This is a genomic window from Thalassospira lucentensis, from assembly GCF_001613805.1.
GTDB classification, from domain to species: domain Bacteria; phylum Pseudomonadota; class Alphaproteobacteria; order Rhodospirillales; family Thalassospiraceae; genus Thalassospira; species Thalassospira lucentensis_A.
Genome location: NZ_LPVY01000002.1, coordinates 207,860 through 222,444, shown reverse-complemented (window position 1 = coordinate 222,444; position 14,585 = coordinate 207,860). Strand labels below are relative to the sequence as shown.

Below are 14,585 nucleotides of genomic sequence, written 5' to 3'. Positions count from 1 at the left end.
GTCAAAAAACTTTCAACCTGATGGAAAAGGCCAGCTTTTCTGTATCGAATTTGGTCACAAATAACCAAAGGTTGATGGTGCGCTGCATAAAAACATCAGAATCGGGAAGCCGGACCGGCTCAGTTACTGCCGATTCCCGCGATACTGCGATGCTGCGCCGCGACGGCGGTCCCGCTGACGGTGGTTTGATAGTCGGCAATCGGACGGGGATGACCGAACTTGTATCCCTGAACCGCATCGCAATCATTGGCCGTCAGGAAGGCGACCTGATCCTCGGTTTCGACGCCTTCGGCGATGACTTCGAGTTTAAGGTCGCGGCCCAGATTGATCACGGCACGGACAATCGCCACCGCCTGTTCGCTTGCCATCAGCCTTGCGATGAATGACTGATCGATCTTGATACGGTCGACCGGGAAGTTCTGCAGGGTTGCGAGTGACGAATAGCCGGTCCCGAAATCATCCATCGCGATCCGAACGCCAAGAGCCTTGATTTCGGTCAGAATTTTGCGTGATCTGGACGCATTGTGGATCAGGGCGGTTTCGGTGATTTCCAGTTCAAGCCGTTCCGGAGCCAGCCCGGTTTCGTCAAGGATACCGGCGACTGTCTGGGCCAGATCAAGGTTCTGCAACTGAACTGCGGACAGATTGACCGCGATACCAAGCGGGTTGGTCCAGGTTACGGCCTCTTCGCAGGCCTTCCGCATAACCCATTCACCCAGCGGATTGATCAGGCCGGTTTCCTCGGCAATCGGAATGAAGCGCGATGGCGGTACCTGACCGAGTTCGGGGTGATGCCAGCGCAGTAATGCCTCGAAACCTATGATCTTGCTGCTGTGGGCATTGCATTGCGGCTGATAATGCAGTTCGAGTGCGTTTTCATCCATTGCATGGCGAAGGGCACCGGAAAGCTGACGTTTGTATCGGTATTCATCATCCATTTCCGGCGAGAAGAAAACCAGATGATTGCCGCCGCCCTGCTTGACCCGGTACATCGCCAGATCGGCGTGGAACATGATGCTTTCGATATCATCGCCATCATTAGGGAAATGCGCGATGCCGACACTTGCCGCGATCCGGGCCGAATTGCCGGGATTGATAAATACGGGAACGCTCAGACAATCAAGAAGCGCCTGTGCCTTGTTCTGTGCGGTCGCAATCATGCTGTCCGGGTCGGGATTGTCATGCACGATCAGCGCAACGAATTCATCCCCGCCGACACGGGCAAAAATCACGTTATCCTCGATCAGTTTGCCGATCCGTTCGCCGACTTCGCGAAGCGCGTGATCACCTGCGATATGGCCGTAGGTGTCGTTCAGCTCCTTGAAATGATCAAGATCGATACACAGAACCGAAACCGGATTTCCGGTGACGCGCGACTGTTCCAGTGCCAGCGCAAGACGATCATGGAAAGTGGCCCGGTTCAGAAGCTTGGTCAGGGCGTCATGTTCCGCGAGATACCGGATATGACGTTCCGCCTCGTAACGTTCGCGCAAATCGCGAAGGGCGTAAATCACCGCATCTTCGGAAAATTCGTCGGCAGGCAGATCGCGGCGGATCACTTCAACCGGTATCGTATGGCCGGGACTGAGCGCCAGACTGGTTTCGGTGTAATGTTCGGCCCCATCGCGAAACGCAGGAGAAGCATCAGGCAGCCATGTTTCGATAAAATCGACACCCGATATTGTTGCTGTTTCGCCCTTGATCATCTTCAGGAAGCTGTGATTGGCATCGACGATAATACCATTCTGGGTCATCACCAGCGCCTCGATCGCGGAATCGCCAAAGATGCGCATCCGCGCCGACGCATTTTCGCGCAATTGCCGGTCAATCATTGCCATGACAAAGCCGATCCCGATGACAAGGGTGGCAACCATGGCAACGGCAAGCGCCAGACTGCTTTGCGAAATGATCTGTGCCGGGACGGGGATGGTTGGATCGGGAGTAATGATCAATGCGCCCATGGCGCTGAAATGCATGGTGACAATGGCAACGGTCAGCCCGATTTTGCCATAGGTCTTTTCACGCCCCGTCTGGGCCTTTCCCGCGATCAGCAGCGTGACCATACCAAATGCAGCCCCCATCAGAATGGCGGCGACGACAATATCCATATGCCAGCTTATGACACCTGGAACCCTCATTGCAGCCATCCCGGTGAAATGCATTGCCGAGATACCGAGTCCAACGACAAGACCACCGACCAGACGTGCCGGAACAAGGTTTTGTTTCGCGATCCCTGGAATGGTAAAGCCGATGAAGGTTGCAACAATCGCAATCAAAAGCGACAGGATCGTCAGACCGGGATTATAGCCAACCGGCAAAACCGGGTCGTAGGCCAGCATTGCAACGAAATGAGTTGCCCAGATTGCACAACCGGTTACCACACCGGTCAGGAACAGCCAGCTCAGTTTTTGCTGAAGGCGTCCGACGCATGCGCGGCTATAAAGGTTAAATGCCGTATGCACCCCGCCAAGGCACAGCAGGACGGCAATCAGAACCAGCCACGGGTCATGCTGTGTGGTCAGGCAATCGAGAACTCTATACATCCACTCGCCGTTCGGAAATCTGTCTTGGGGATGATCGTTAGATATCAGCTTACAAGGAGATTATCTAATGTAATTCTGGTTATCACGATCATGAACCTGTCGAGCATGCATTTTTTAAAATGCTACCATGAAACATAGGTACGAAGCGCACGCGCAACCAGACTTGAAGACAAATGAATTAAACGTTCCGCCTAGCGAATGGTGAGGTCGGTAATGCCGATTTCCCGGGCCGGTTGCCCAGGCCGGGTAAAGGTTACCTCACCGCGATAGGCTCCTGCGGGCCAGCGATCACCGGGGCGGTTGATATTGACGTAAAACCACTTGGCGCGCGGGCCGTTATCATTTTCGACATTGATGGTGAAATCACGATGGCCGCCGATGCCGTTCGGGCCATCCATACGCAGGCGGATGACATCGCCATTGGCCGCCCCAATCAGATAGGCCCAGAAAAACAGGCCGGGGCTTGAGGCGGGCAGTTCGCTGCTTTTGCCATAGCCGCGCTTGATATCGGTTGCATTGGGTTTGGCTGACGAAAATCCTGACGCATAAAGTGTTATGGCGCGATAGGACATCTGTTCCTGCGCGGCCTCGGTCCATAGAACGGCGTTATTGGCATTGCAATCCTGCGGGGCGACAGCGCCCATTGGCGTGCCGCTGAACGGATCGATCAGCTGGTTATCCTTGCGCAGGTTGAAATGCAGATGCGGGAAGGTGGCCTGTCCGGACATGCCGATCAGCCCGATTGTCTGGCCGCGTTCGACCGTATCGCCCTTTTTTACCGCAAGTGATCCGCGGCGCAGATGGCAATACTGGCTTTGCCAGCCGTCTTCATGGTTGATCAGAATGCCGTTGCCGCATTCAATTCCCTTAAGCGAATCCCCGACCAGTCGGCCGGCGTCGATATCCTCGACCCCGTCACGGGTGGCAATCACCGTGCCGGCGGCAACCGCATTGACTGCAACCCCGCCAATCATGGTGGCCTCGTCGGGAATGGAAAAATCGGTGCCGCGATGACCTTCATAGGTGGTAGTGCCACAGGCAAAATCACGGATTTCGGGGCCGGGATCATGGTCGACATAATGGACCACATCACACTGGCCATAGGGGCAATCGACGGGCAGATCAAAGGGCGGGCCATCCGCACGGGCGATGGTCGCGAACGGCACGAGGATAAGGACCCCGAATAAACCTGCCGCAATACGTCCTGTCGCCTGCCCCATCAAATCCTCCTGCCGGTGCCCTGTGTCGTTGGTTTTGAAACCGCTTTTGACAGGACTGCTTCGTCACACATCCTTCATCTAACATAATGGTGATGGACTTGCGATGGGCAAGGTACTGTATTGTTTCAATATCATCGACTATGACCATAAAGACACAATCGTCGTCACCACCCTGGTATTTGGCAGGAACATGATGGATCAACAGGCCGGGCTTTTAAGACTGGTTATCTTTGCCGCCATCCTTGTCGTGATGGCAATGTGGGAGGCGTTCATGCCTTATCGTCCGGCGGGTGGGCTGCGCAACCCGGGGCGGTGGCTGACCAATTTTGGTTTGCTGTTGATGGGGGCTGCATTAACCCGTTTCACCATCGGGGCCGCGATGATTGCCGCGGCCATTCTGGCCGGACAGCAGGGCTGGGGCGTGATCAATCAGGCCGAGGAATTGATGAGCCTACCCGGGTGGCTGAGTGGCCTGATTGCAATCGTCGCACTTGATTGCGCGGTTTACTGGCAGCACCGCCTGACGCATATCGTGCCGGTTTTCTGGCGGTTCCACAGGGTGCATCATTGCGATATCGAATTTGATGTCTCGACCGCGGTGCGGTTTCATCCGTTCGAAATTGTCGCATCAGCGATTTATAAATCGGCTTTTGTGATCCTGCTGGGGGCTGATCCGTGGGCGGTGGTGATTTATGAAAGCATGCTAAGCGGATTTGCGCTGTTTAATCACGGCAATGTTCATTTGCCCGGCGGGTTTGACCGGTTATTGCGCCGATTGATTGTAACGCCCGATATGCATCGGGTGCATCATTCCAGCCTGATGCGCGAAACCAACAGCAATTACGGAAATATCCTGTCGGTTTGGGACCGGCTGTTTGTCAGTTATGTCGACCATACCAAGACCAATGATCATGACATGCAGATCGGACTTGAGGAATTTCGCGACAAACGCAGTCAAAGCCTTTGGTCGGTATTATGGATGCCGTTTCGCCGGTCTTGATGTAATCGTCGCTTATTCCTCGACGATACCGCGCACAACCATGGCGGATGCCACCAGCGAACGGCGACCATCATCCTTGCCCCCCAGATAGGACCGTTCGGTAGCGGTGCGCAGCTGCAGGGCCAATTCGGGATCAAGGCCGGTAAAGAAATCACGGATCAGGCTGTGCGCACCCAGAAGCGACTGCCAGTAATCCTCGAAATCCAGAAAATCCATGCGGATCGACAGGGTTGCGGTATCGACATCACGCAAACCGGCATCGGACCAAAGATCAAACAGGGCGTCTTCGCTTTGATAGGGGATGTCGAAAATCCTGCTGCGCAATTCATCGCCTGCCGGATAGGCGATCACGGCCGCGGCATCGAGAAACAGGCGGATGAAGGATAATCCCCCAGCACGATCCCAGACACTTGCTGCAATCCGCCCGCCCGGTTTGGTGACGCGAACCATTTCCGAAACAGCACCCGCCGGACCTTCCAGATCGTTTAACAGCAATTGCGAAAAGGCGGTGTCGAAACTGTCATCGCCAAAGGGCAGGTTGCTGGCATCACCGGTTTCAAAGCTGACATTGGGTGCGGCGCTAAGCAACGCTTCGGACAGGTAATCCGGGATCAGATCGACCCCGACAATGCGTGCCTTTGGGTACCGCGTGGCGGCGGCGAGTGTGAGGCTGCCGGTACCGCAGCCGACATCAATCAGCGAACCGCAGGAGGGTGCCGCAACAAAATCAAGGAAGCTGCGCGACAGGCGGCGGCTCCATCGGCCCATGGCGATTTCATAGATGTCGGCAGTGGTCGCATTCATGGACGTTTTCCGCAATTTGTTGTTCTGAGGGGCAGTTTGCACCGTGACGGTGCAGGACGGAAGTCCCCATTTGGGCAGTTCCGCCGGATATGGCAAGCCTGTGAAATTACCCTGTTCAACCAATTACCCATTGCCGAAAAAAGAAAACGCGAAATAATATTGCGAATGCTGCGGCGCAAAAATAAATCAGAAGTCAGACGCAGCGATCAGAAACAGGCAAGGAAAGTCAGGAAATGAGAGAGATGAACGGACTGGAAGGGCTGTATCTTGAAGATATCGAGATCGGCATGGTCGGAAGTTACGCCAAAACCGTGACGGAAACCGATATCGTGATGTTTGCCGGATTGTCCGGCGATACCAACCCGGTTCATCTTAATCAGGAATTTGCCGAAACCACGATGTTTGAAGGCCGCATTGCGCATGGCATGTTGTCAGCCGGTTTCATTTCAACCGTGCTGGGTACGCGTCTTCCGGGGCCGGGCACGATTTACCTGTCGCAGAATTTGCAGTTCAAGGCACCGGTCCGTATTGGCGAAACTGTGACCGCAAAGGTTACGGTGCGCGAGATCATCGCGCCCAAGCGTCGGGTGGTTCTGGAAACCAACTGTTATGTTGGCGATAAATGCGTGATCGCGGGCGAGGCGATGGTGATGGTGCCATCGCGCGCCGCAGCCTGACAACAGGAAGACACCCGCAGAGAAAAGCTGGCGCGACGGACATCGCGCCAGCATCCGGATCAGGAAACCCCATCGGCACGGGGGCGGGGTGGAGCTTTGCCCTAGGCGGTGACGCTGATCCGGCGTCTGATGGCGGTCAGCAGTCCGACCACGGCGAAACATCCGACAAGCATGCCCATATCGTGATAGATCGCGCGGTATCCAAACGCATCCACCCATGGCTGACTGATCAGCGGGGATAGAAACTGGCCGATAAAGATGCTGGCAGTAAGCACCCCGGCAACGCGACCACGGATGGATGGTGGGGCCACCGCCATGGCACCGGCCATCATGTTCGAAATCACCATGCCCAATCCCAACCCGGTCAATCCGATGGAACCGGCAATGCCGAAATAATCCTGGGTCAGGGCGATCAGGTTCATGCCCACTGCCATAATGCCAAAACCAATGGCAAACAGGGCCGGGATGGTGAAGTGACGCCGCAGACGTCCGTAATTAAGTGATGCGATGGCCGATGCCAGTGGCAATAGGCCCATGGCAAGACCGGTGCCGCTGGCGGGCGCAATACCGAGTTTCTCGATATAGAACGGCATCTGGGTCGGGATCAGGTAGAAGGCCGTGCTGTTAAGGGCGGCGATCAGGCAGAATAATGCGACCAGCAGAATATCGCGCCGGGTGACATCATCTGCGGGAACGTGTCCAGGTTCGTGCCGGACCGGTTCGGGTTCATACAATACTTTCAGAACCGCCGGGATCAGCAGGAAGGCAATGGCATAGACCGCAAAGGGGCTGCGCCAGTGCAGTTCGGTCAAAACACCGCCGCCGGCAATAAAAACCAGCCCGCCAAGCCCGGTGAAGGCAACCTGATATCCCATGAAGCGGTCGCGCATATCACCGCTGAAATAGTCGCCGACAAGGGCGGTGGCGGTGGTCATGGTTCCCGCAACCGCAAGACCAAGCAACGCCCGACCGATCAGAAGGCCAGACAGGCTGTCGGCAAACAGGCCCGATGCACCGGCGGTTCCATAGAGCAGAAGCGACACCAGAAGCAGCGGTTTGCGCCCGATCCGATCCGCAATTGCCCCGGCAAAGGGCGCACCGATGGCAACGAACAGGCCGGGCAGTGTCAGGACAAGGCGGCTGAGCATCACGACATTTTCATGATTGGCAAACCGCGCTTCGATCCCCGGAAGCGATGTCGCGATCAGCGCGCCCGACATGATCGTCAGCGACGCCAGAAGCAGCATGGTGATCCGGATCGAAAGGTTTGGTGTTTCGGTTGGCATATCTTGCTGGCGTGTTTGGGGCTGGTCAGTCACAGGGCAGTCTCCGATCGGGTTGATTGGCGCGAGGCAGGCCGGGGTTCCGTGTGGTGGTGCAAAAGGTTCTGATCGCTTACCGGTATTGGTTGAAACCCCTTTGTCGGGGGGCGTGACAATGATCCTGCATCCTGAAGTAAAGTTGAGGTCAAGGGGTAAAACAGCGCGATTTTTTAAAAATCTGCGACCACAATGATCCGGGCGCATAGCAGCAGCCAGACGCTTTTTGTCGGAAAAGTCTTTACGCTTCGGGCTTGCGCGCTTTATAGCTGCCCGCTGGACTGTGCGGATATGCGATCTGCCGGCATGATGACGAGCAAAAAAGAGAGACCGGCGCGGATGCGCGTTTTTCGATCTTTTGACAATCTGGGTAATGACGCGCGTGGCGCGGTTGTTGCGATTGGCAATTTTGACGGCCTTCATCTGGGCCATCAGACGTTGCTTGATCATGCGCGCAAGATCGCTCGCGATCTCAATGCACCGCTGGGCATTCTGACGTTCGAACCTCATCCCCGGATGCTGTTCCGCGCAGGCGAACCCGAATTCCGTCTGACATCGGCCGATGACCGGATTACGGCGGCGTCCGATCTGGATATCGATCTGTTTTTCGAAGCCGAGTTTAATCGCGATTTTGCCGCGATGAGCGCCGAAGAGTTTATCGAACGCATTCTGGTGAATGGACTTGGTGTGCGCCATGTCGTTGTCGGTTGGGACTTCTGCTTTGGCAAGGGCCGGGCGGGAAATGTCGATCTGCTGCGTGAAATCGGCGAAAAATCCGGTTTCGGGGTGACGGCGATCGAGGCGGTTACGCATGATAACGGGATCATCTATTCCTCGACCGCGATCCGGCAGGCATTGCGTGAAGGCCGCCCGCAGGATGCGACCCATTTGCTGGGGCGCCCGTGGGAAGTTGCCGGTGTGGTGATCAAGGGCGATCAGCGCGGCCGCACGATTGGTTTTCCGACCGCCAATGTCGCACTTGGCAATCATCTGCGTCCGAAATTCGGTGTTTATGCCGTCGAGCTTGGCCTGATATCGGAAGAAAATGATGAAACCGTCGAACGCTGGATCGACGGAGTCGCAAATATTGGTGTGCGCCCCAGCTTTGGCGGGGATGCGGATGCCGGGCTTGAAGCCCACCTGTTCGATTTCGATCAGGACATCTATGGCCGTCGCGTTCGCGTGCGTTTGCACGGCTTTATCCGGGGCGAACAGAAGTTCGACGGGCTTGACGCACTGAAAGCCCAGATCGCTGCGGATGTGATTGCCGCCAAAGAGATTCTCGGCAAGATTTGAAATTGTTGTCGAACCCGTTATGATCCGCGCGCCTTTACGGGGGCAGCCAGTATCACCGGGGGTTCGCCCTTGTAATTTGTTTAAAGACGACAGGACCGTCACGATGAGTGTCGAATATAAAAAGACCGTTATCCTGCCCAAGACCGATTTTCCGATGCGGGCGGGTTTGCCAAAGATGGAGCCGACCCTGCTGGAACAGTGGGCGAAAGAGGACCTCTATGGCAAAATTCGCGGTATTTCGGCGGATCGTGAAATGTTTGTCCTGCATGATGGCCCGCCCTATGCCAACGGCCACCTGCATATTGGTCATGCACTCAACAAGATCCTGAAAGACGTGATCACCCGTTCGCAGCAGATGATGGGCAAGAACGCGGTTTATGTTCCGGGCTGGGATTGCCACGGCCTTCCGATCGAATGGAAGATCGAAGAACAGTACCGTGCCAAGGGCAAGAACAAGGATGATGTTCCCATCGCCGAATTCCGCAAGGAATGCCGCGAGTTCGCCCAGAAATGGCTTGATATCCAGCGCGAGGAATTCAAACGTCTTGGCGTGATGGGCGACTGGGACAATCCCTATGTCACCATGGATTACAAGGCCGAGGCATCGATTGCCCGTGAACTTGGCAAATTCCTGATGAACGGCTCGCTCTATATGGGCTCGAAGCCGGTCATGTGGTCGGTGGTTGAAAAGACCGCGTTGGCCGAGGCCGAAGTCGAATATCACGACCATACCAGCAAAACGATCCATGTCCGGTTCCCGGTTGTTTCATCCAGGGTCGAAGCCCTTTCCGATGCGACGATCCTGATCTGGACGACGACCCCATGGACGATCCCGGGGAACCGCGCGATTTCGTATGGGGCCGAGATCGACTATGTCGTGATCGAAGTGACCGAAACCGCCGAGGAAGCCTGGGCCAAGGTCGGCGAGAAAATGGCGATCTGTGCCGATCTGGTCGAAGACGTTTGCAAAAACGGCCGCATCACCGGGCACAAGGTCGTTGGCAATTTCAAGGGTTCCGACCTTGAAGGCACCGTTGCCGCCCATCCGTTCCGCGGTGAGGGTTATGAATTTGATGTGCCGCTTCTGGCCGCGGATTATGTCACGACCGATACCGGTACCGGCTTTGTCCATACCGCGCCGACGCACGGCCCGGACGATTACCAGACCGGTCTGAAATATGGTCTTGAAGTGCCGGAAATGGTGGATGGCGACGGGGCTTATTACCCGACCGTGCCGCTGTTTGCCGGCAAACGCATCTATGATGAAAACGGCAAGGAAGCCGATGCCAATGAGGCGGTCATTGCCAAGCTGGTTGAGGTTGGCGCGCTGTTGTCGCGTGGGCGTCTGAAACACTCTTATCCGTGCTCGTGGCGGTCCAAGGCTCCGATCATCTATCGCACCACACCGCAATGGTTCATTTCCATGAAGGATAATGACCTGCGTGAAAAGGCACTTAAGGCGATTGATGAAACCCGCTTTGTACCGGAAGCCGGTCGCAACCGTCTGCATTCGATGATTGCCAACCGCCCGGACTGGTGCGTTTCGCGCCAGCGTGCGTGGGGTGTGCCGATTACGGTGTTCATCAATAAAAATACCCGTGAACCGCTCCGTGATCAGGGTGTACTTGACCGCGTCTACGAAGCATTCTGTGCCGAAGGTGCCGACGCGTGGTTCACCCGCGATGCGCAATATTTCCTTGGTGACAAATATGATGCCAAGGATTTCGAACAGGTCACCGACGTTCTTGACGTCTGGTTTGATTCCGGTTCGACCCATGCCTTCGTGCTTGAAGAACGCCAGGACCTTAAATGGCCGGCCGACCTTTATCTTGAAGGGTCGGATCAGCATCGCGGCTGGTTCCATAGTTCATTGCTTGAATCGTGCGGAACGCGCGGTCGTGCGCCGTATGACGCGGTCCTGACACATGGTTTCGTTCTGGACGGCGAAGGCCGCAAGATGTCCAAGTCGCTTGGCAACATCATTGCACCGCAGGAGGTCATCAACAAACTGGGTGCAGATATCCTGCGTCTTTGGGTGGTCAGTTCGGACTATCACGATGACCTGCGCATCAGCCACGAGATCATCGAACGTCATTCTGACATCTATCGCCGCCTGCGCAACACGCTGCGCTTCCTGCTGGGCAACCTTGACGGCTTTACCGAGGCGGAAAAGGTTGCGGACAGCGAATTGCCGGAACTGGAACGCTGGGTCCTGCATCGTCTGAGCAAGCTTGACGATCTGGTGCGTAAAACCACGGCAGATTATGATTTCCATACGATGTTTATCGAGCTGCATAACTTCTGCGCGCTTGATATGTCGGCCTTCTACCTTGATATCCGTAAGGACGCGCTTTATTGCGACGCGCCAAGCAGCGCCAAACGCCGTGCGGCACGTACGGTTATGGATCGCGTATTTGACAGTCTGGTGCGCTGGCTGGCACCGGTTCTGTGCTTTACCGCGGACGAGGCATGGCGCGCACGGTATGGTGCTGACAGTTCGGTCCATTCCGAAACCTTCAACACGGTTTCGGATGGCTGGAAGAACGAGGCACTGGCTGCCAAGTGGGAAAAAATCCGCAAACTGCGCCGTGTCGTGACCGGGGCACTGGAACTTGAACGTGCGGAAAAACGTATTGGCGCCAGCCTTGATGCCGCGCCAAAGGTCTATGCGACGACGGAATATGTCGAAGCGCTTAACGGCCTTAATCTTGCCGAAATCGCCATCACATCTGATGTCGAACTGATCACTGGCGATGCGCCCGAAGGGGCCTATACCCTCGAGGAAGTCGCAGGCGTTGGTGTGGTTCCGGCATTGGCCGAGGGCGAGAAATGCGAACGTTGCTGGCAGACCCTGCCCGAAGTTGGCAGCCATCCGGTGCACAAAACCGTGTGCCTGCGCTGTGCCGATGCCGTAGATGAAATGGGGATTGAGGCCACCGAATAAGGCGGCCCTTTTCCGGTCCGGGTCTTTCCATCCGGAAGACCTTGTTCAGGCAAGACAGAAAGAGTGTTGATGAAACATCGTGCCTTTGTCTTTGGACTGGTTGTTATTGCGGTGGTTTTTGCCGTCGACCAGTGGACCAAGCAGCTTGCGATTGACGGATTGTCAAACCCGCATCGCGTGATCGAAGTCACGCCGTTCATGAACTTCCTGCTGGCATGGAACAGTGGCGTTTCGTTCGGCCTGTTTCAGGGGCAGGCACCGTGGGTCATGATTGCGGCGACGGCAGCAATCACCATTGGTTTTCTGATCTGGATGTGGCGGACGTGCGACCGGTTGCTGGGTATTGCGCTGGCACTCGTGATTGGCGGGGCGGTTGGCAACCTTGTTGACCGGTTGCGTCACGGGGCGGTAACCGACTTTATCGACATGCATGTTGCAGGTTATCATTGGCCGGTTTTCAATATCGCTGACAGCGCAATTACGATTGGCGCAGTCCTGCTGTTGATCGATTCCCTGTTTGGCGGTAAAAAATCATCCAGGTAATTTTTGATCCGGCATTTCGATGCCGGAGACTGAGTGGTAAAGAGGCATCAATGGCCCGGAAACTATCGACATCGATTTTCAAAGTTGCGCTGCTGGGCGGGTTGGCACTTGCCGTGTCCGGTTGTGAATCAACGCGTGAAACGTTCGGTCTGAACAAAACGGCCCCGGACGAGTTTCAGGTTGTTTCCCGTGCACCGCTGAGCCTGCCGCCTGATTTCACACTGCGTGTTCCCGAACCGGGCGCACCACGCCCGCAGACAGGTACGACCACCGATCAGGCGCGTCGTATCCTGACTGGTGAAGATCCCGATGCGGTCAAGCGCGATATCACCGATGGCAATCGCAGCCAGGGGCAGATTGCCCTGCTGTCGCAGTCGGGCGCGCAATATGCCGATCCGGCAATCCGCACCACGGTTGATCGCGAAACCTCGATCTTTATCGAAGAAAGCGACAGCGTCGTCGACAAGCTGATCTTCTGGCAGGACAAGCCGGAATTCGGCACTCAGGTTGACGCCGAAGCCGAAGCCAAACGCATCCGCGATCAGCAGGCATTGGGTGAGTCGGTTTCCGAAGGTGAAACACCGGTCATCGAACGCCGTCAGAAAGGCTGGCTCGAAGATATTTTCTAGAGCGTGACGGTCACATTCCGGTGAAATTTTCCGGAAATAGAACAAAATTCGAATTATGGCAGGGCGCGGTCTTTCCGCGCCCTTGTTCTGTCATATTCAGTTCTTAATCAAAAACTTGTCCGTTGCCCTATAGATCAGGCACCCTGCCTGTTTCTGGCGATCCTGCTTATAGCATTGGGATGACATAATGACATTTCCGACCCGATCCCCGATTTCGTTGTTTGCGCGCGGGCCGATTGGCCTGCTTGCCGCAATTCTGATGATCCTGAGCCCCCATCTTGCCGGGGCGGCGGTTTTCAGTCCGCAAACCATGACCCTTGATAACGGCATGCAGGTCGTGCTGGTGGAAAATCACCGTGCCCCGGTCGTGACCCATATGGTCTGGTACAAGGTCGGTTCCGCCGACGAGACCGAGGGCGTATCGGGGATCGCCCATTTCCTTGAACATCTGATGTTCAAGGGTACCAAGGACATTGCCCCGGGTGACTTTTCCAAGATCGTTGCCCGCAATGGCGGCAATGACAATGCGTTTACCAGTTGGGATTATACCGGCTATTTTCAAAATATTGCCCGCGACCGGCTTGAAATGGTCATGAAAATGGAAGCCGACCGGATGCAGAATTTGCAGCTTACCGATGATGTGGTGCTGCCTGAACGTGACGTGATCATCGAAGAGCGCAGATCACGGATTGATAATAATCCCGGTGCTTTGCTTGGCGAACAGATGCGTGCTGCCCTTTACATGGCGCATCCCTATGGCCGTTCGATCATTGGCTGGCTCAATGAAATGGAAACGCTCGGCACCGACGACGCGCTGGCGTTTTATCACAAATGGTATGCACCCAATAACGCCATTCTGGTTGTCGCCGGCGACATCACCATGGATCAGCTTAAACCGCTGGCCGAAAAATATTACGGTGCCATCCCGGCAGGTGATGTGGCGACCCGTCACCGGGTCAAGGAACCGACCCAGCATGCCCCGCGCAAGGTAACGCTGACCGATCCGAGGGTCGGGCAGGCATCCATGTTGCGTTATTATCTGGCACCATCCTATAACAGCGAAAATGCCGATCAGGCTGCCCCGCTTGAAGTGTTAAGCGAAATCCTTGGATCTGGCACGACCAGCCGGTTCTTCAGATCGCTTGTGGTCGATCAGTCGATTGCGACCAGTGCCGGAACGTTCTACGACCCGGTTGCGGTCGATCTGGCAAGCTTCGGGCTTTATGCCGTGCCACGCGATGGTGTCGAACTGGCCGATCTTGAAAAGGCGGTTGATGCCGAAATTGCCAAGGTTGTCGAAAATGGCGTGACCGAGGAAGAACTGGCGCGTGCCAAGCAGAAGCTTCTAGATAGTGCGGTGTTTGCCCGTGATTCCCTGTCGGCTGCTGCCCGCACCCTGGGCGAGGCATTGGCGGTTGGTTTGACTGTTGATCAGGTGGAAAGCTGGCCGGACCGGATCAATGCCGTGACGATCGAGCAGGTCAATGCGGCCGCGAAATCCGTGTTTGACGACAAACGTTCCGTTACCGGCTGGTTGCAACCGCCCGAAGGCGGCCCGGTCAGCGGAATGCCGACCGCCCCGGTCATCGGCGAGCAGGAGGTGCATTGAT

Annotated in this window: 11 protein-coding genes; 7 read left to right on the top strand and 4 right to left on the bottom strand. The window is 55.9% G+C overall.

Annotated elements, in window-relative coordinates; all coding sequences use genetic code 11:
- Positions 1-119: 119 nt before the first annotated feature.
- Entirely contained in the window at positions 120-2,543 is a 2,424-nt protein-coding gene (locus AUP42_RS01425) for a bifunctional diguanylate cyclase/phosphodiesterase (protein WP_062948172.1), read from the bottom strand.
- A gap of 191 nt (positions 2,544-2,734) precedes the next feature.
- Positions 2,735-3,763: a M23 family metallopeptidase gene (locus AUP42_RS01420; RefSeq protein WP_062948170.1), complete on the bottom strand. Its 1,029-nt coding sequence runs from the start codon at positions 3,761-3,763 to the stop codon at positions 2,735-2,737.
- A 103-nt stretch (positions 3,764-3,866) separates the two neighbouring features.
- Here AUP42_RS01420 and AUP42_RS01415 point away from each other — a divergent pair, with 103 nt between their 5' ends.
- Positions 3,867-4,763 carry a sterol desaturase family protein gene (locus tag AUP42_RS01415; protein WP_231858118.1) on the top strand — a complete coding sequence of 299 codons (897 nt, stop codon included), beginning with the start codon at positions 3,867-3,869 and terminating at the stop codon, positions 4,761-4,763.
- A gap of 12 nt (positions 4,764-4,775) precedes the next feature.
- On the opposite strand, the gene AUP42_RS01410 is transcribed toward AUP42_RS01415, so the two are convergent.
- Positions 4,776-5,567 (bottom strand): class I SAM-dependent methyltransferase, encoded by a 792-nt coding sequence (locus AUP42_RS01410; RefSeq protein WP_062948168.1) that lies wholly within the window; start codon positions 5,565-5,567, stop codon positions 4,776-4,778.
- Between the two features lie 242 nt (positions 5,568-5,809).
- Between AUP42_RS01410 and AUP42_RS01405 the strand changes: the two genes are divergently transcribed.
- Positions 5,810-6,244 (top strand): MaoC family dehydratase, encoded by a 435-nt coding sequence (locus AUP42_RS01405; protein ID WP_082824642.1) that lies wholly within the window; start codon positions 5,810-5,812, stop codon positions 6,242-6,244.
- A gap of 101 nt (positions 6,245-6,345) precedes the next feature.
- On the opposite strand, the gene AUP42_RS01400 is transcribed toward AUP42_RS01405, so the two are convergent.
- Positions 6,346-7,563 carry an MFS transporter gene (locus AUP42_RS01400; protein ID WP_197468232.1) on the bottom strand — a complete coding sequence of 406 codons (1,218 nt, stop codon included), beginning with the start codon at positions 7,561-7,563 and terminating at the stop codon, positions 6,346-6,348.
- Positions 7,564-7,902: 339 nt separating this feature from the next.
- Here AUP42_RS01400 and AUP42_RS01395 point away from each other — a divergent pair, with 339 nt between their 5' ends.
- From AUP42_RS01395 to AUP42_RS01375, 5 genes are all read left to right on the top strand, one after another.
- Entirely contained in the window at positions 7,903-8,859 is a 957-nt protein-coding gene (locus AUP42_RS01395; protein WP_062948492.1) for a bifunctional riboflavin kinase/FAD synthetase, read from the top strand.
- 103 nt (positions 8,860-8,962) lie between these two features.
- Positions 8,963-11,803: an isoleucine--tRNA ligase gene (gene ileS, locus AUP42_RS01390; RefSeq protein ID WP_062948162.1), complete on the top strand. Its 2,841-nt coding sequence runs from the start codon at positions 8,963-8,965 to the stop codon at positions 11,801-11,803.
- Between the two features lie 69 nt (positions 11,804-11,872).
- Positions 11,873-12,346, top strand: coding sequence for a signal peptidase II (lspA, locus tag AUP42_RS01385; RefSeq protein ID WP_062948160.1), 474 nt, complete (start codon positions 11,873-11,875; stop codon positions 12,344-12,346).
- A 50-nt stretch (positions 12,347-12,396) separates the two neighbouring features.
- Entirely contained in the window at positions 12,397-12,975 is a 579-nt protein-coding gene (locus AUP42_RS01380) for a DUF3035 domain-containing protein (RefSeq protein ID WP_062948159.1), read from the top strand.
- Between the two features lie 187 nt (positions 12,976-13,162).
- Entirely contained in the window at positions 13,163-14,584 is a 1,422-nt protein-coding gene (locus AUP42_RS01375; RefSeq protein WP_062948157.1) for a M16 family metallopeptidase, read from the top strand.
- Position 14,585: the final 1 nt, after the last annotated feature.

Coding starts and splice junctions, on each gene's coding strand:
- AUP42_RS01425 (WP_062948172.1), bottom strand. CDS start 2,543: ATGTATAGAGTTCTCGATTGCCTGACCACACAGCATGACCCGTGGCTG.
- AUP42_RS01420 (WP_062948170.1), bottom strand. CDS start 3,763: ATGGGGCAGGCGACAGGACGTATTGCGGCAGGTTTATTCGGGGTCCTT.
- AUP42_RS01415 (WP_231858118.1), top strand. CDS start 3,867: ATGGGCAAGGTACTGTATTGTTTCAATATCATCGACTATGACCATAAA.
- AUP42_RS01410 (WP_062948168.1), bottom strand. CDS start 5,567: ATGAATGCGACCACTGCCGACATCTATGAAATCGCCATGGGCCGATGG.
- AUP42_RS01405 (WP_082824642.1), top strand. CDS start 5,810: ATGAACGGACTGGAAGGGCTGTATCTTGAAGATATCGAGATCGGCATG.
- AUP42_RS01395 (WP_062948492.1), top strand. CDS start 7,903: ATGCGCGTTTTTCGATCTTTTGACAATCTGGGTAATGACGCGCGTGGC.
- ileS (WP_062948162.1), top strand. CDS start 8,963: ATGAGTGTCGAATATAAAAAGACCGTTATCCTGCCCAAGACCGATTTT.
- lspA (WP_062948160.1), top strand. CDS start 11,873: ATGAAACATCGTGCCTTTGTCTTTGGACTGGTTGTTATTGCGGTGGTT.
- AUP42_RS01380 (WP_062948159.1), top strand. CDS start 12,397: ATGGCCCGGAAACTATCGACATCGATTTTCAAAGTTGCGCTGCTGGGC.
- AUP42_RS01375 (WP_062948157.1), top strand. CDS start 13,163: ATGACATTTCCGACCCGATCCCCGATTTCGTTGTTTGCGCGCGGGCCG.